Source organism: Streptomyces sp. NPDC041814, assembly GCF_055590565.1.
In genome coordinates this window covers 1-15282 of record NZ_JBVJAM010000013.1, presented here as the reverse complement: position 1 = coordinate 15282, position 15282 = coordinate 1, and the positions used below count along the sequence as shown (strand labels likewise).

Below are 15282 nucleotides of genomic sequence, written 5' to 3'. Positions count from 1 at the left end.
CGCCCGCTACCGGGCGTCCGGCTCCGTTTCCATGAGCGCCCGCGCCTCGGCCGCATGGGCCGCGCCCGCCGGGTAGGGCAGGGCCCGGACCAGGTCGTCGGCACGTGTCAGCGCCTCCCGGGCGGCCTCACCGTCGCCGAGCCGGTGCAGGGCCAGGGCGAGGACCGTCCGGGCGTCCGCCTCGGCGAGCCGTTCGCCTGTGCGGGCGGCGCGGGCGACCTCGTCGGCGGCCAGCCGCCGCGCCGGTTCCGGGCGGCCGCTGCGCAGCTCCGCCCAGGCCGCGAGCACCGGCACGTCCCGCTCGTGGCCCTCCAGGACGCGCCGGGCCTGCCCGGGCAGCCCGTCGCGCAGGGCGAGTTCGGCACGGGCCGCCCGCACCTCGTGGCCCGCCTGCCGGTCCACCAGACCCGGCGACGACTGCGCACGGTCCAGCAGCGCGGCGGCGCCGGGGGCGTCCCCGGTGCGCATCCGGACGAGGGCGAGGGCCGCCAGGGTGTACGGAAGGCACCAGGCGTCGTCCTGCTCGGCGCCCGCGACCGCCGCCTCCGCGAGGGTGCGCGCCGTGTCGAACTCCCGCAGGAGCAGCCACAGTTCGGCGAGGTTGGCGCGCTCGAAGGCGGCCCCGGCCAGGTCGCCCGACTGCTCGACGAGGTCGAGGGCCCGCTGTCCGGTGGCCACCGCCCGCCGCAATTGGCCGCTGCGCCGCTCGTTCTCCCGCAGCGTCGAGAGGACCTGGCCCAGGAGGGTCGGGTCGCCGTACGCCTCGGCCGGGGGCAGGGCGAGGTCGGCCGCCTCACGGGCCTCGTCCAGCCGGCCGCTGAGGCCCAGGATGCTGGCGCGCAGCGAGTGGGCCCGGGCCATCAGCCCTTCTCCGGCCCGTCCGGCCACCCGCTGCCCAGCGGCCACCGCCTGCTGGGCGGCCGGGTAGGCGTCCCCGTACCGTCCCTGGATGCGGCACAACACGGCCTGGGCCAGGTAGTGCCCGGCGGCGGGCTCCGGGGCGGTGTCGGGGGTGACCGGGTGCGCGGCGAGCACTTGGCGGCCCGCGTCGGGCAGGCCCGTGCGTCCGAGGGTGTCGGCCAGCCAGGCCGCGGCGAGCACGATGTCCTCGTGGTCGCCGCGCCGGACGAACTCGTCGAGCGCGAGGCGCAGCACCTCGGCCGCCTGGGCGAAGTTGCCCATGCGGCGCAGCACCTGGCTGTGGGCGAGGCGGGCACGGGCGGCGTCCACGTCGAGCCGGGCGACCAGGTCGCGGTAGTAGCGGTCGGCGGTGTCGTTGGCGAAGAGGGCGGCTGCCCGGGCGGCTGCCCGGCGCAGGTACTCGGCGGCGCGCGGGTCGTCGGCGCGGGTGAAGTGCGAGGCCAGGGTGTCCACGGCGTCGGGGCGGCGGCGGAGCACCGCCTGCGCGAAGGCACCGTGGAGCTGCCTGCGGCGGATGGCGGAGAGCTTCTCGTAGCAGGTGAGCCGGACCAGGGGGTGGCGGAAGGTGAGGCCCGCCTCGTGCCTGCCCCCGACCAGGATGTCCCGCTCCTCGATCAGCGAGGCGTCCATGGCCCGTTCCAGCGCGTCGGTGGCGGCGCCCCCGGTGACGACGGGGTGGAGTCCGTGCGCGGCGACGTCGAGCAGTTCCGACAACGATGTCTCCGGTCCGGCCACGGAGAGCGCCTCGACAATTCTCCGGGCGTCGGGGTCGAGCCGCGCGAGCCGGTCCGCGACGAGCTGCCGGACGCCGTCCGGGGCGGCGGTCCCGGCGCCGTCCGCCATGCCGTGGGCGAGTTCGACGGCGAACAGCGGGTTGCCGAGGGAGAGTTCCCAGATCCGGTCCGTGGCGCCGGAGGCGGGGGCGGCCGTCTGCCCGACCGTGTCGCGTACGACGGCGAGGCACGCCGCCTGGTCCAGGCGCGGCACGTCCTCGCGGACGGCGAGGCCCTGGCGGACCAGGGACGACAGTCCGGCACCGCGCGGATCGCCGTCGGGTATCTCCTCCTCCCGGTACGTCACGAGGAACCGCCAGCCGTCCGTCCGCTCGGCCCGCCGGGCCAGGTGGCTGAGCAGCTGGAAGGAGCCCAGGTCCGCGGCGTGCAGGTCGTCCAGCACGACCAGTACCGGCTGTACGGTGGCCAGCTCGCCGAGCAGAGCGGCCGCGGCGCGGAAGAGGCGGTCGCGCTCCTCCTCGGGGCTGCGTTCGGAGTCGGCGCGGACCCTGCCGAGGGCGGGCAGGAACGCCGCCAGTTCGGGGTACTCGCCGCCGACGCGGGCGCGTTCCGCCTCGTCGCGTTCGGCGAGCCAGCCGTCCAGGGCCTCGGCGAAGGCGCCGTACGGGGTGTGCCCCTCCGCGTCGTGTCCGCCGCCCCACAGGACGGCGGTGCCGGAGGCGGCGGCCTGCCGGGCCACCTCGCCGACCAGCCGGGTCTTGCCGACGCCCGCCTCCCCGGTGAGCACGGTGACGACGGCGGGCCCGTCCGCCGCGAGCAGCCGCCCGAGCACGTCCTCGCGGCCGCGCAGCGGGGTGGCGGCGGGGACGCGGAGCGAGGCTGGCAGGGACGGCGCGGACGGCGGACCGGCGGGCTCGGCCGCGAGCGCGGCGCGGTGCAGGCGCTCGGTCTCCGGGCCGGGCCGTACGCCGAGTTCGGCATCGAGGGCCGCCCGGCAGACGTGGTACTGGCGCACCGCGCGGCGGCGCAGCCCGAGCCGGGTGTAGGCGTCGATGAGCAGGCGGTGGGCCAGCTCCTCGGCCGGACTGTCGGCCAGCACCTGTTCCGCGAGGGCGACGGCCTCCTGAGCCTCGTCCACCCGGAGGTGGGCGCCGGCCAGGGCGAGGAGCAGGCGTTCCTTGAGGTCGGCGAGCTGGGAGCGGCGGCCCTCGGCCCAGTCGGCGTAGCGGTCCTCGGGGAGGAGTTCGCCGGAGAAGCGCTCCAGGGCCCGGCGGAGGTCGTCCACGCCGCCGGTGGCGAGCGCGGTCCGGGCCTTCTCCTCGGCGCGGTCGGCGTCGATGCGGACGCGGGCGGGATCGAGGTAGAGCAGTCCGCCTTCGGAGACGAGGTACGAGGAGGTGGCGCGGGAGGCGAGCTCGGGTTCGAGGGCCCGGCGGGCGGCGTGCAGGGCGACGCGCAGACTGCCCTGGGCGGCCTGGGGGTCCGCGTCGGGCCAGCAGACGTCGATGACCTGTTCACGGTGGAGCCGGTGTCCGGGTACGACGGCGAGCAGCTTCACCAGGGACTGCGCGGTCTGCCTCGGCCAGCGCTCGGCCAGGGCCGGACCGCCGTCGCGAGTCACCCGGAATCCACCGAAAAGGCGTATGTGCACCAGGGGTGGCGCCTGGTTCGTGCTGTGTGTGTGCCGCTCGTTCATGAGGGCGCCCACTGTAACCGGACAGGCCGTGAACCCCTCCGGCGGCTGCCGGAGGGGTTCACGAAACGGGGTGACCGCCTGGGCTCAGGAGAACTTGAGGGCGATCGTGTAGTGCGTGTACAGGTTCGGCACCGAGTAGCCGCCTCCGATGAGCTCGGCCGCCTGGTTGTAGCCGCGCTCGTCGAAATTGAGCATGACGGCCTCTTCGGCCCCGTCGCCGTCGAAGTCACCGGTGGTGTAATTGCGGGCGCCACCGGCGCTGGGGGCCGCGCCGAGAAAGTCCGGGTACTGCTCGTCGCCGGTCACCACGGCCGGGTCCCAGAGGTAGAGCCCACCCGGGCAGGCGGAGAGGATCACCTTGTCGCCGTTCGGGGCGGTGATCCAGGTCGCTCCCTGGGTCGGCGGGATCATGAACACACGGTTGTCCGCGTCCCCGTCGGCACCGAAGGAGTAGAACGCGGCGGTGCTGGACTCCAGCAGGACGCCATCGCCGTCGAAGTAGTTGCCGTGCGTGTACAGACCGCCCGTGATCGCGGTGTGCAGCACCTCTCCGGTGCGGCCGTCGCGGATCTCCACGACGTCGTACGGGCTGAACGCGTCGGTTCCGGAGAGCCCGGAGGGCGCCCAGACAACCCACGTGTAGACGACCGCGTGGCCGTCCGCGTACGGGATGGCGGGCGAGGCGTACACCGCGTGGTCGAGGATGCCGGCGCGCACCTTGCCGTCCTGGGCCTTGGCGGGAGCCTTCGGAGCCGCGGCCCAGCCGAGCGCACCGGTCTTGGCGTCGAGCTGGACGGCCCGCATGGCGGGGGTGTCCAGGGCGAAGGAGTTCTTGCTGGTGTACTGCACGTACACCTTGCCGTCACCCGTCGAGGGGTCGGAGAACTGCACGTCGCCCGCGTCCGCCGGTGCGGCGTAGGTCCACAGCGCGGTGCCGTCGCCCTTGTAGACACGCAGCTGGTCGGTCGGGACGAGAATGTCGGACTTCTTGTCCCCGTCGACGTCCGCGAGCGTCACGGAACGGACGTACTGGCCGCCGCCGTCGATGGTGTGCAGGATCGCGCCGGTGCGCGAGTCGAGCACGACGACCGCGCCGTCCGTGGCGACGACGATCTCCGGGGTCGCGTCCCCGGTGACGTCGGCGGTCTCGATGGCGTGGACCGAGCCCGGCAGCGTGGTCTGCCACAGCGTCTTCGGCTTGCCGTCGAGCAGCGAGGTGCCGGAGTAGGCCCAGATGCCGTGGGAGGTGCCGCCCTCTACGAAGTCGTCCTTCTTGTCCCCGTCGATGTCCAGCGACTTGCCGTACGCCATGTCGCCCTGAAGCGGCGTCAGCTGCTCCTGGCTGCCGTCCTTGAACGCGTAGGTCCGGACGTTCTGGTCGGCGTCGACCACCCGGATGTGCCGGCCGTTCTTGTCCTCGAAGATGTCCTGGAACGTGGGCGACGCGGTGGCGCCCTTCGTCTGCCAGGCGACCTTGCCCTTCCCGGAGAAGACGGTCAGGGACGCGTACCGGTTGATGTTGGCGGCGGTACCGGTCTCCGCGTCGTCCTTACCTGCCGCGACCAGCTTCTTGCCGACCACGTCGAGCCGCCAGGTGCTGGGGCCGTCGTGTCCGTTGGAGGCGTCGCGCTTGGTGGTGTGCTGCCACAGCGGGGTCTCGGGGTCGTCCCCGTCCAGGACGCGGATCGTGCTCGCGTTCACGAACATCGAGTCCGTCAGCGAGGACTCGGAGACGGCGTACTCGGCGTCCCCGCTGCCGCTCAGATTCCCGACCGCCAGGGCGGTGGGCACCACGTTGAAGCGGGTGTCGAGCGTGGTCCGGCGGCCGTCGGCGAGGTCGTACGCGGCAAGCTCGTAGCGCATCTCGTCGGTGAAGTCGGCCTGTTCCACGGCGACGAGCTGCCCGCGGCCCTCGTCCACGCGCAGCTGGCGGACGTACAGCGAGCTGTCCGTCTGCCACTGGACCGCGCCGTCGTTCATGTCGAGGACGAGTGCCCTGCCCCGGGAAGCGTGGGTGGACGTCTTGCGCAGGTTCCACGCGACGGCGACCTTGCCGGCACCGAGGTCCTGGAGGGCGCCCCAGCTGGCCGGGGCCGTCTCACCGGAGTCGTACGTCCAGGTGCTGGACTCCGTGAGCTTGCCGTCCGCGTACGAGAAGCGGGTGCTGGTGAGCTTCGCCGTGCTGTCCGCGGGGGCCTTCCCGTTGTACTTGGGCGAGTCGGCGACGAGCAGCGCACCGTCGACGATCTTGACCTGGCTCGCGTACAGGTAGTACTTCGACCAGACCGTCTTGCCGGTCGTGCCGTCGAGGACCGTCACCATGGTGCCGGAGGTCATCGTGGTGCCCGGGATGGTCACACCGGAGGGCGGGACCATGCCGACGTTGGCCGAGAAGACCACGTCGGGCACGCCGTCACCGGTGAGGTCGCCGGTGTCGTAGCCCTGGTCCGAGTCGGGCGTGAAGGGGCTGACCGCGTTGTAGCCCATCTGCACGTGCGGCGGGTAGAGCTCCTTCTCCCACACGCGCAGGGGCTTGATCCCCCAGTCCGCGTACAGGTCGTCCGTGGCGCGGGTCCACTGCTCGGTGCCGTCGGCGGCGGTGCGTGTCACGTGGGCCAGGCTGTGCAGGGTGAAGTAGTCACCCTGCTGGTTGCCCACCGGCATAGTGGTGGCGTAGCCGTGCACGTTCTCGATGGTCGACGTGGCCTTGACGGAGATGTTCGCGGACGCCTCGGTGGAGGCGCCGGAGTCCGCACCCGCCGTGTCGGTGTCGGTCGCGGCGGCATCGGCGGTGGCCCCGGCGTCCCCGTACAGGTCCGGCTGCATGCGCTCGGCCAGCTTGGCGGCCTGGGCGTTCGTCAGGCGCATGCCCGAGCCCGAACCGGAACCGGAGTCGGCGGCGAGTGCGTGCGGGGCGGCGGTCAGCGCGAGACCCGCGGCGACCAGTCCGGAGGCGAGCCGCAGGGCCCGTCGCGAGTTGTGGGCTCTCATCACTTGTCTTCCTGCGCGAAGTGAACGGCCGAGCCGGCGGTGATGACCGGCTGGTCGAAGGAGTACTGGAGGGCATCCGTACCGGTCTGGTTCTCGATGCCGACGGTCGCCCCGGCGCCGTGGTCCGGGACGGTGTTGTACTGCACGGTCACCGAGCCGGTGGCCTCGTCGAAGACGGCCTCGAAGGTGGCGCGGCCGGCGGTGCCGTCGGCGTAGGCGGCGTTGTTCCACACGATGGCGAAGGAGCGGTTGCCCTTCGAGCCGGTGACCGCGGTCTGCACGGACGACTTCTTGTCCAGGACCAGGTCGTCCCAGAGGACCGCGACGGTGCCGTTCGGGCGGGCTGCCGAGGGCAGCGCGGTGTTGGCGTAGTCGCCGATCCGCGGTGCCAGGAAGTTGACCAGGCCGTTCGTGGTGACGGACGCGGTGGTGTACGAGACGCCGTAGTGCTTGACCGGGAAGGGCAGCGCGATCGTCTTGGCGTCCTCGTCACCCGTGAGCGCCACCTTGGTGGTGCCCTTGATCCAGGAGTACGTGGCCGGGGCGCAGGTGTTGCCGTAGGCGTCGGACAGCGCCGGAAGGTTCACCTTGGCGGTCTCGTCGCCGTCGACGGTGAGGGCGCCGCGGTAGACGCCGTTGCACAGGATCGGGGCGCTGGGCGTCACACTCAGGGTGTAGCTGCCCTCGGCGACCGCCGGCAGGCTGAACGCACCGCTGGTGTCGGTCTTCACAGCCGCGAGCGGGGAGCCGTCGACGGTGACCGTGGCCTTGGAGAGCGGCCGGCCCTGGACGTCGTAGACGGTGCCGGAGACCTTGTGCGAGGCGACCGCGTCGAGCGTGAAGTTCTGGGTCAGGGCCTGGCCCTTGGTGACCTGGACGCCGGTGACGGTCTTCGGCGCGTAGCCGTAGCCGCTCAGGGTGAAGGAGTACGTGCCCTCGGCCAGCGTGAGCCGGTAGGCGCCGCCCGCGACGGTGTTGACGATGCGCGAGGTGCCGGAGGCGTCGGTGGCCTTGACGCTCAGGCCGGTCAGTGCCTTGCCGGTGACCGCGTCGGTGACCGTGCCGGTGACGGTGGCCGCGGTGTGCGGGGCCTTGTCGACGGAGGCGAAGATGTCGAGCTTGCCCTCGCCCCAGACGTTGTTGGCGTCGGCGGTGCCGCCGCAGTGCGTGTCGTCCACGTCGATCGCGCCGTCGTTGAGCAGCGCGCGCGTGGCGTCGATGTCACCGATCAGCGAGGGGGCGGCGGACCACAGCAGGGCCACCGCGCCGGCGACGTGCGGGGTCGCCATCGACGTACCGGAGATGGTGTTGTACGAGCTGCCCGGCCAGGTGGAGCGGATGTCGACGCCGGGCGCCGAGATGTTCGGCTTCTGCGAGCCGTCGACGAGCGAGGGACCGAAGCCGGAGAACGACGCGATCTTGCCCGTGGAGGCGTAGGCCCCGACACCGTAGGTCGCGGCCTGCGCGCCCGGCGGGTGGGTCGTGGAGCAGGTGACGCCGTCACCGTCGTTGCCGGCGGCGAACGCCTCGAAGATGCCGGCGGAGTTCCACGCCTCGACGATGTCCTTGTAGAACGTCGACGTCGTGTCGTCGGTGCCCCACGAGTTGTTGACGATGTTCGGCGCGAGGTCCGGGCGGGGGTTCTGCCCGTTGTGGTCGGTCGGCGCGAGGATCCACTGGCCGGCCATGAGCAGCGAGGTGTCGTTGCACTGGTCCGTCTCGCAGCCCTTGGCCGCGATCCAGGTCGCGTTCGGGGCGACACCGACCCCGCCCTTGCCGACCATGGTGCCCATCGTGTGGGTGCCGTGGCCGTTGTTGTCGCAGGGGGCGCTCGTCGGGCACTCACCACTGGCGTCGTACCAGTTGTAGTCGTGCGTGAAGGAGCCGTCGCCGTTGTTGCCCCGGTAGTTGTCGACCAGGTCCGGGTGGTCGTACTGGACGCCGGAGTCGACGTTGGCGATGACGATGCCCTCGCCGCGGTCCTGGTAGTCGTCCCAGACCCGGTCGGCCTTGATGTCCTTGACGCCCCACTCGGGGGTGGCTTCCTCGGCCGCCGCGGCCTCGGTGGCGGCCTTCAGCGCGGTCTTCGTCTCGGCCGCGGTGGGCTTCGACTCGATGTCGTCCAGCTTGTAGTGCTGCTCCTTGACGATGCTCGCGACGTCCGAGCGCTTCGCGAGCTGCTCCACGAGGTCCTGGTCCCCCGTGACCTTGACCGCGTTGGCGATCCAGAAGTCCTGGTGGCCGACCTTCTCCTTGTCGAGGAAGGTGTTCAGCGGCTGCTGGCTCTTGTGGGCCTTCGTCTTCAGCTCGTCGAACGCCGACTTCGCCCGCGCGGCGTGGCCGTGCTTGCGCTTGGCGGTCGTGAGGTCGGCCTTGTCCTTGAGGACGACGAAGAACGACGTCTCGCCGCCCTTGGCCACGGCCTTCAGCAGGGCGGAGTCGACCTGGGCGGTCGGGCCGTCGGCGGCGGCCGCGGACGGGGGGCCGATCAGCAGGCCCGTGACGGTGAGCGCTGCTGCCGCCCATGCGGCGGTTCTCCGCCGGGGCGATCGGGACAGGTGCATCGGGATGCTCCTCCAGGAACGGTACGGGGAGCCCGCACGCTAGGAGGACGGCGTTACTCGGGCATTACAAGTCAGCCCCGACCCACGTTTACGCAGGTCAAACCGGTTCCCAGCAACTTCTCGGCCACCCTCGCGAGCGGGCCGTGCCACGCGCCGGCGTGTCCGTTCGGCGCAACCCCGCTCGCGCGCGCCCGCCGGTCGCCGTTGCCTGGACAGTCAGGGCATCCGGACCCGGCGGGAGGCGCGGTGGACGACGGCGGCGCGACGGCGAGTGACGGCTCCTCAGCCACGGAGGTCGAGGCCCTGCGGCAACGGGTGGCCGCGCTGGAGGAGGCGCGCGCCCGGCCTCCCCGGCACCGGGGCCGGTCCTTCCTCGCCGCCCTCCTCATCGTCGTCGGCTGTCTGCTCGCCCCGCTGTCCGTCGTCGCCGCGTGGGCGTCGGACCAGGTCGGGGACACCGACCGTTACGTGGCCACGGTCGCCCCGCTCGCCTCCGACCCGGCCGTCCAGGACGCCGTGGCCGACCGGGTGACCGACGCGCTCATGACCCGGATCGACCTGTCCGCGCTGCTGTCCGGGGTCTCACCGGACGACCGGCCCCGCCTGGAGAAGGCCCTCGGGCGCCTCGGCGGTTCGCTGGAGGACGCGGTCCGGAGTCTGGTCCACGACCGGGCGCGCGCGGTCGCCGCGTCGGACGCCTTCGAGAAGGTGTGGACCGAGGGCAACCGGCGGGTGCACCGGGCCGTCGACAAGGCGCTGACCGGAAAGGGCGGCGGTGCGGTGGAACTGACCGACGACGCCGTCACGCTGGACCTCGCCCCCGTCATCGACCAGGTGAAGCAGCAGTTGGTGGACCGGGGCATGGCGGTGGCCGGGCACATCCCGGAGGTCCACACCGACATCACGCTGGTCAGGTCCGAGGACATCGGCAAGGTCAGGACGTACGTACGGGTCCTGCAGTTCCTGGGCGACTGGCTCGCCGTGATCGCCGTCCTGCTGATCGCCGGGGGCGTGCTGCTCTCGGTGCGGCGGCGGCGCTCGCTGGTGGCGGGGGCCCTCGGCGCCGCGCTCGCCGTGGGCCTGCTCGGTATCGGGCTACGGATCTTCAGGGCGGTCTATCTGGACGCGCTGCCCGCCGGGGTGTCGCAGGGGGCGGCGGGCGCGGTCTACGACGCGATGACCCGGTTCCTGGGCACGACGGTACGGATGGTGGTGGCCCTGGGCGTCGTGGTCGCGGCGGCGGCCTGGCTCACCGGTCCGGGGCGGCGTGCGACGACCGTCCGGGGGCTGTGGACGTCCGGGATCGGCGCGGTGCGGGCCACGGCCGACGGGGCGGGGCTGCGGACCGGTCCGGTCGGCCCGTTCGTACGCCGCTTCCGCGCCTGGTTCACCTGGCTGCTGGTGGCGGGAGCGCTGGTGGTCTACCTGCTGTGGGCGCACCCGACGGGCTGGGTCGTCGTCGGGATCGCGCTCTGTCTGCTGTTCCTGCTGGCGGTGGTGGAGTTCCTGGCGGCCGGGGAGCGGGAGCCGGCCGTCGGACCCGTCCTGGAGAGGAGCTGAGGAGATGGCGGGAGTCGACGCCGCCGCGGTCCGGAGGATGACCGGCGCGCTGTTCATCGAGCGCGGGCTGCGCAGTCCGGGCTCGACGCGGTTCTGGGGGCTGCTCGTGCTGGCCGCGGTCATCGCGAGCGCGGGGGTGGTCGGGGACTCGACGGCCACGGTGATCGGGGCGATGATCGTCGCCCCGCTGATGACGCCGATCCTGGGCTGCGCGCTGGCGCTGGTGCTGGCCCGCCGCCGTCAGGTGGTGCGCTGTCTGCTGCTGGTGACCGGGGGCGCGCTGGCGGTGGTGGCCATCGGCATGCTGCTCGGGTGGATCGCCGCCCCGCCGGACGCCTTCGCCTCGAACAGCCAGGTGTCCTCGCGGATCAGCCCGCGCCTGATCGACCTGCTCGCCGCGCTGGCCACCGGCACGGTCGGCGCGTTCGCCCTGGTGCGCGCCGACATCTCGGACACCCTGCCGGGCGTGGCCATCGCCATCTCCCTGGTGCCGCCGCTGGCCGTGACGGGGCTGCTGCTGACGGTGCGCCGGTACCACGACGCCGGGGAGTCCGCGCTCCTGTTCGCGACCAACGTGGCCGCGATCGTCGCCACCGGCACCGTGGTCTTCCTCTTGTACGGCGTCCGGGCGGGCGCCGAACGGGCGGACATGCGGGTCGGGCAGTTCCGGGGCTGGACGCTCGTGGCGGTGGCCTGTGTCGTCGTCCTGGTCGCCGTACCGCTCACCACCGGCACGATCCGGGTCGCCCACGACCGCCTGCTGGCCGCCGACGCCCGGCCGGTCGCCGAGCGGTGGGCGGCGACCGGGAAGTGGCAGATCGCGTCCGTGGAGGCGCGCAACGGTGTCGTCGTCATCGGCGTGCTGGGCCTGCCGCCGCAGCCCGCGCCGACCGCGCTGCGCGAGGCGCTGGACGACCACGGCATGCGGGACGCCGACCTCGAACTCCACCTGGTCGGCGGGCGTACGCACTGGTGCCCGGCGGACACCGACACCTGCACGGTGCGGCAGGGCGGGCGCGGCTGATCCGCGTCAGCGGCGGCGGCCCGGCTCCCCCGACTGCCGCAGTCGCCGCCAGACCGCCTTGGCCGCGTGGTGTCCGGACATGCCGTGCACCCCGGGGCCGGGCGGGGTCGCGGAGGAGCAGAGGAAGACCGCCGGGTGCGCGGTGGCGTAGGGGACGCGGGCCAGTTTGGGGCGGATGACGGTCTGGAGGCCGGCGAAGGCGCCGCAGGCGATGTCCCCGTCGACGTAGTTCGCGTTGCGCTCGGCGATGCCGGGCGGACCGGCGACCGCGCGGGCGAGGACCAGGTCGCGGAAGCCGGGGGCGAACCGCTCCAGCTGGCGTTCGATGACCTCGGTCGCGTCGCCCTGCCAGCCCGCCGGGACGTGCCCGTACACCCAGAAGACGTGCTTGCCCTCCGGGGCGCGGGAGGGGTCGACCAGGCTGGACTGCGCGGTGATCAGGAAGGGGACGCGGGGGTCGCGGCCGTCGACCGCCCGGTGCAGGGCGTCGTCGATCTCCCCGGCGGTGGGGCCGATGTGCACGGTGCCGGCCCGGCGGGGCTCCTCGGCGGTCCAGGGCACCGGGCCCGACAGCGCGTAGTCGATCTTGAAGCAGGATGCGCCGTAGCGGTACCCCTGGTAGGCGCGGCCGAGTCCGGCGATCCGGGCGAGGGCGGCCGGGGAGGTGTCGAAGACGTAGGCGCGGGCGGGCGGCAGTTCGTCCAGGCGCTTGACCTCCGTACCGGTCGTGATGGTGCCGCCCAGTTCCCGCAGGTACGAGGCGAGGGCGTCGGAGATGGCCTGGGAGCCGCCACGCGGAATGGGCCAGCCCCGCTCGTGCGCGGCGAGCGCGAAGAGCAGGGCGATGCCGCCGGTGGCGAGGCCGTTCGTGGGCGCGATGGCGTGCGCGGCGAGACCGGCGAGCAGGCCGCGCGCCTTCTCGCCCCGGAAGCGACGGGAGAGCAGGGAGGCGGGCTGGATGGCGTCGAGCCCGAACCGCGCCCAGCGGTACGGGTCGCGCGGCAGCCCGTCCCACGGGGTGCGCAGGAAGTCCTGGGCGAGGGCGTCCCAGTGGCCGAGGTAGGGGGCGAGGAGGCGTCGGTAGGCGCCCGCGTCCCCGGGGCCGAGCGACATCGCCGTCTCCCCCACCGAAGCGGCGAGCACGGCGGCGGTGCCGTCGGGGAAGGGGTGCGCGAGGGCCAGGTCGGGCTGGATCCATTCCAGTCCGTGCCGGTCGAGGGGCATCGTGTCGAAGGCCGGGGAGCCTATGGCCAGGGGGTGCACCGCCGAGCAGGGGTCGTGCCGGAAGCCGGGGAGCGTCAGCTCCTCCGTACGCGCCCCGCCGCCGACCGCGGGTCCGGCCTCGAAGACCTGGACGGCGAAGCCCCGGCGGGCCAGTTCGACTGCGGCGGTCAGTCCGTTGGGGCCCGCGCCCACCACGACCGCATCGAGCATCGACGGCACCTTCGGACTCCTTTGTCAGCCGACGGTCGGAGCCCCCAGGATATTCGCAGGCGCCGACAGCCGGGGGGCGGGTAGTGTCCTCGCCCGATGACATCGGAGAACCTCGCCGGCCCGGCCGGCTCCGCAATGGCCGCCCGGCTCACCCAGGTGCCCGGTATCCGGGCCGTCCTGCTCGGGGGCAGCCGGGCCCGGGGCACCCACCGCCCGGACTCCGACTGGGACCTGGGCGTGTACTACCGCGGTACGCCGGACACCGCCGCCCTGTCCGCGCTGGCCGCCGTATTCCAGGGCTCCCCGGTCGAGGTGACCGGTCCCGGCGGCTGGGGGCCGTGGGTGAACGCGGGGGGCTGGCTGCGGGTGGACGGCGTCCAGGTCGACTGGATCCTGCGGGACGCGGACCGGGTCGAGGCGGTCTGGGCCGACTGCCGTGAGGGCCGCTACGAGGTGGGCATCCAGCCCGGCCATCCGCTGGGCTTCTGGTCGCCCGTGTACCCGGGCGAGGTCGCGCTCGGGCGCGTGCTGTCCGACCCGGGCGGCGAGTTGACGGCCCTTCAGGAGGAGACCTCGGTCTACCCGGAGCCGCTGCGCAAGGCGTTGGCCGATGCGTCCTGGGAGGCGGACTTCTCGGTGGCGGCGGCCCGCAAGTCCGCCCGGGCGGGCGACCGGCTGCATGTCTCGCTCTGCCTGTCCCGGGCCTTCGGCGTCCTCGCCCAGTCGCTCCACGCCCACCACCGCACCTGGTGCCTCAACGAGAAGGGCGCGCTCGCGGCGACCGCCGCCCTGCCCGGGACCCCGCCCGGCTTCGCGGACCGGGTGGACGCGGCACTGCGGGGTCTGGACCCGGCGGCGGTGGAGACGGCCGCGGAGCTCGTACGCGAGGTGCGCGAGGTGCTGGCCGCCTCCTGAGCGGGATCGATCCTCGCGGATCGCGCTGCCCCGGGAGCCGCTGGACCTCTGACCTGCCCGGCGCCCGCCCGTCGTCAGGCGCCCGCGCGCAGCGCGGCCAGGACGCGGTCGGCGGTCGCCCGGTCGCGGGCGGCGGTGAAGGGCAGGGCGTTGCCCCCGGCGATGCGGAACGGGTCGCCGGACAGCGTGGCCTGCGCGCCGCCCGCCTCGGCGACCAGCAGGAGCCCCGCCGCGTGGTCCCAGGCGTACTCCCAGTCGTAGACCAGGGCGTCGACCTCACCACGGGCGACGGCCAGGTATTCGAGGCCGGCCGAGCCGCAGGGCCGCAGGGCGGCGAACCCTTCGGTGTACAGGCCCCGGAGGGCGCGCTTCTGCTCGTCGGTGGTGTAGTCGGGGTGCGACATCGCCACGTTCAGTACGGCACCGGGGGCGGGCGAGCCCGACCGGATCTCGGCGCCGTCGAGGGTCGCCCCCCGGCCCCGGACCGCGACGGCCATCTCGTCGGGAACCGGCGCGTACGTCCAGGAGGCCAGCAGCTCGCCGCGGTGGGCGAGGGCGACCAGGGTGCAGAAGCCGGGCTCGCCGCGCACGAACTGGCGGGTGCCGTCGACCGGGTCCACTATCCATACGGGCGCCTCGCCGCCCAGCGCCTCGTACACCTTCGGGTCGGCGTGGACGGCCTCCTCGCCGACGACGACCGAGCCGGGCAGGAGCCGCACGAGGGAGGCGGTGAGGTGTTCCTCGGCACGCCGGTCCGCGACGGTGACGAGGTCGTGCGGGCCGTTCTTCTCGACCACCTCGTGGGCGGCGAGCTGCCGGTAGCGGGGCATGATCTCGGCGGCGGCCGCTGCGCGGACCGCCGCCTCGATGTCGGTCAGGTCACCGGCGAGGAAGGCATCGATCATGCCCCCAGCCAATCATGGGCGCCCGGGGCGCCGGAGGGCCGGGCCGGTCAGCCGTTGACCGTCCACTTCTGGTTGGCCGTTCCCGCGCAGGTCCAGATCTGCAGCCGGGTGCCGTTGGCGGAGTTGTTGCCCGTGACGTCCAGGCACTTGTTCGCCTGGGGGTTCACGATGTCGCGGGCCCCGCTGACGGCCCACTTCTGCGCGGCCGAACCGTTGCAGTCCCAGAGCTGGACCGGGGTGCCGTCCGCCGTGCCGCCGGAGGCCACGTCGAGGCACTTGCCGAGCGCCCGGATCGTGCCGTCCGAGCCCACGGTCCACTGCTGGGCGGCGGTGCCGTTGCAGTCGTAGAGCTGGACCGGGGTGCCGTTCGCGGTGTTGGCGGCGGCGACGTCCACACACTTCCCGGCGAGCCCGGTGATCCGGCCGCCCGTGGCGGGGGGCTGGCTGTCGCTGGTGGTGACGCGGACGTGGTCGACGACGAGCTGGTTGGGGAAGGCGGTGCTGCCGTCGGGGTCGCCGGGCCAGTAGCCGCCGACCG

9 protein-coding genes are annotated in these 15282 nt (G+C 73.5%); 3 read left to right on the top strand and 6 right to left on the bottom strand.

The annotated features are described in order from the left end of the window. Positions 1-6 precede the first annotated feature (6 nt). The 3 genes from ACZ6C6_RS28185 to ACZ6C6_RS28175 form a co-directional block, all read right to left on the bottom strand. Positions 7-3351 carry an ATP-binding protein gene (locus ACZ6C6_RS28185; RefSeq protein WP_469206575.1) on the bottom strand — a complete coding sequence of 1115 codons (3345 nt, stop codon included), beginning with the start codon at positions 3349-3351 and terminating at the stop codon, positions 7-9. An 84-nt stretch (positions 3352-3435) separates the two neighbouring features. Continuing rightward, positions 3436-6342 (bottom strand): FG-GAP-like repeat-containing protein, encoded by a 2907-nt coding sequence (locus tag ACZ6C6_RS28180; protein WP_469206573.1) that lies wholly within the window; start codon positions 6340-6342, stop codon positions 3436-3438. Beyond that, entirely contained in the window at positions 6342-8906 is a 2565-nt protein-coding gene (locus ACZ6C6_RS28175; protein ID WP_469206571.1) for a S8 family serine peptidase, read from the bottom strand. The genes ACZ6C6_RS28180 and ACZ6C6_RS28175 overlap by 1 nt, the downstream gene beginning before the upstream one ends. Before the next feature lie 246 nt (positions 8907-9152). Here ACZ6C6_RS28175 and ACZ6C6_RS28170 point away from each other — a divergent pair, with 246 nt between their 5' ends. After that, positions 9153-10466: a hypothetical protein gene (locus ACZ6C6_RS28170; protein WP_469206570.1), complete on the top strand. Its 1314-nt coding sequence runs from the start codon at positions 9153-9155 to the stop codon at positions 10464-10466. A 4-nt stretch (positions 10467-10470) separates the two neighbouring features. Then, positions 10471-11490, top strand: a complete 1020-nt coding sequence (locus tag ACZ6C6_RS28165) for a DUF389 domain-containing protein (protein WP_469206568.1) — start codon at positions 10471-10473, stop codon at positions 11488-11490. A 6-nt stretch (positions 11491-11496) separates the two neighbouring features. Here ACZ6C6_RS28165 and ACZ6C6_RS28160 read toward each other — a convergent pair whose 3' ends face one another. Next, positions 11497-12933 carry a phytoene desaturase family protein gene (locus ACZ6C6_RS28160; protein ID WP_469206566.1) on the bottom strand — a complete coding sequence of 479 codons (1437 nt, stop codon included), beginning with the start codon at positions 12931-12933 and terminating at the stop codon, positions 11497-11499. Positions 12934-13020: 87 nt separating this feature from the next. On the opposite strand from ACZ6C6_RS28160, the gene ACZ6C6_RS28155 reads away from it, so the two are divergent. Further along, positions 13021-13839 (top strand): nucleotidyltransferase domain-containing protein, encoded by an 819-nt coding sequence (locus ACZ6C6_RS28155; RefSeq protein ID WP_469206564.1) that lies wholly within the window; start codon positions 13021-13023, stop codon positions 13837-13839. Between the two features lie 74 nt (positions 13840-13913). Here the strand turns inward: ACZ6C6_RS28155 and ACZ6C6_RS28150 are convergent, their stop codons facing one another. Continuing rightward, the gene (locus ACZ6C6_RS28150; protein WP_469206562.1) at positions 13914-14744 is read right to left on the bottom strand and encodes an inositol monophosphatase family protein; all 831 of its coding nucleotides are present in this window, start codon (positions 14742-14744) and stop codon (positions 13914-13916) included. 47 nt (positions 14745-14791) lie between these two features. Next, positions 14792-15282, bottom strand: a 491-nt coding sequence (locus ACZ6C6_RS28145) for a lectin (protein WP_469206560.1), incomplete at its 5' end; no start/stop codon positions are given.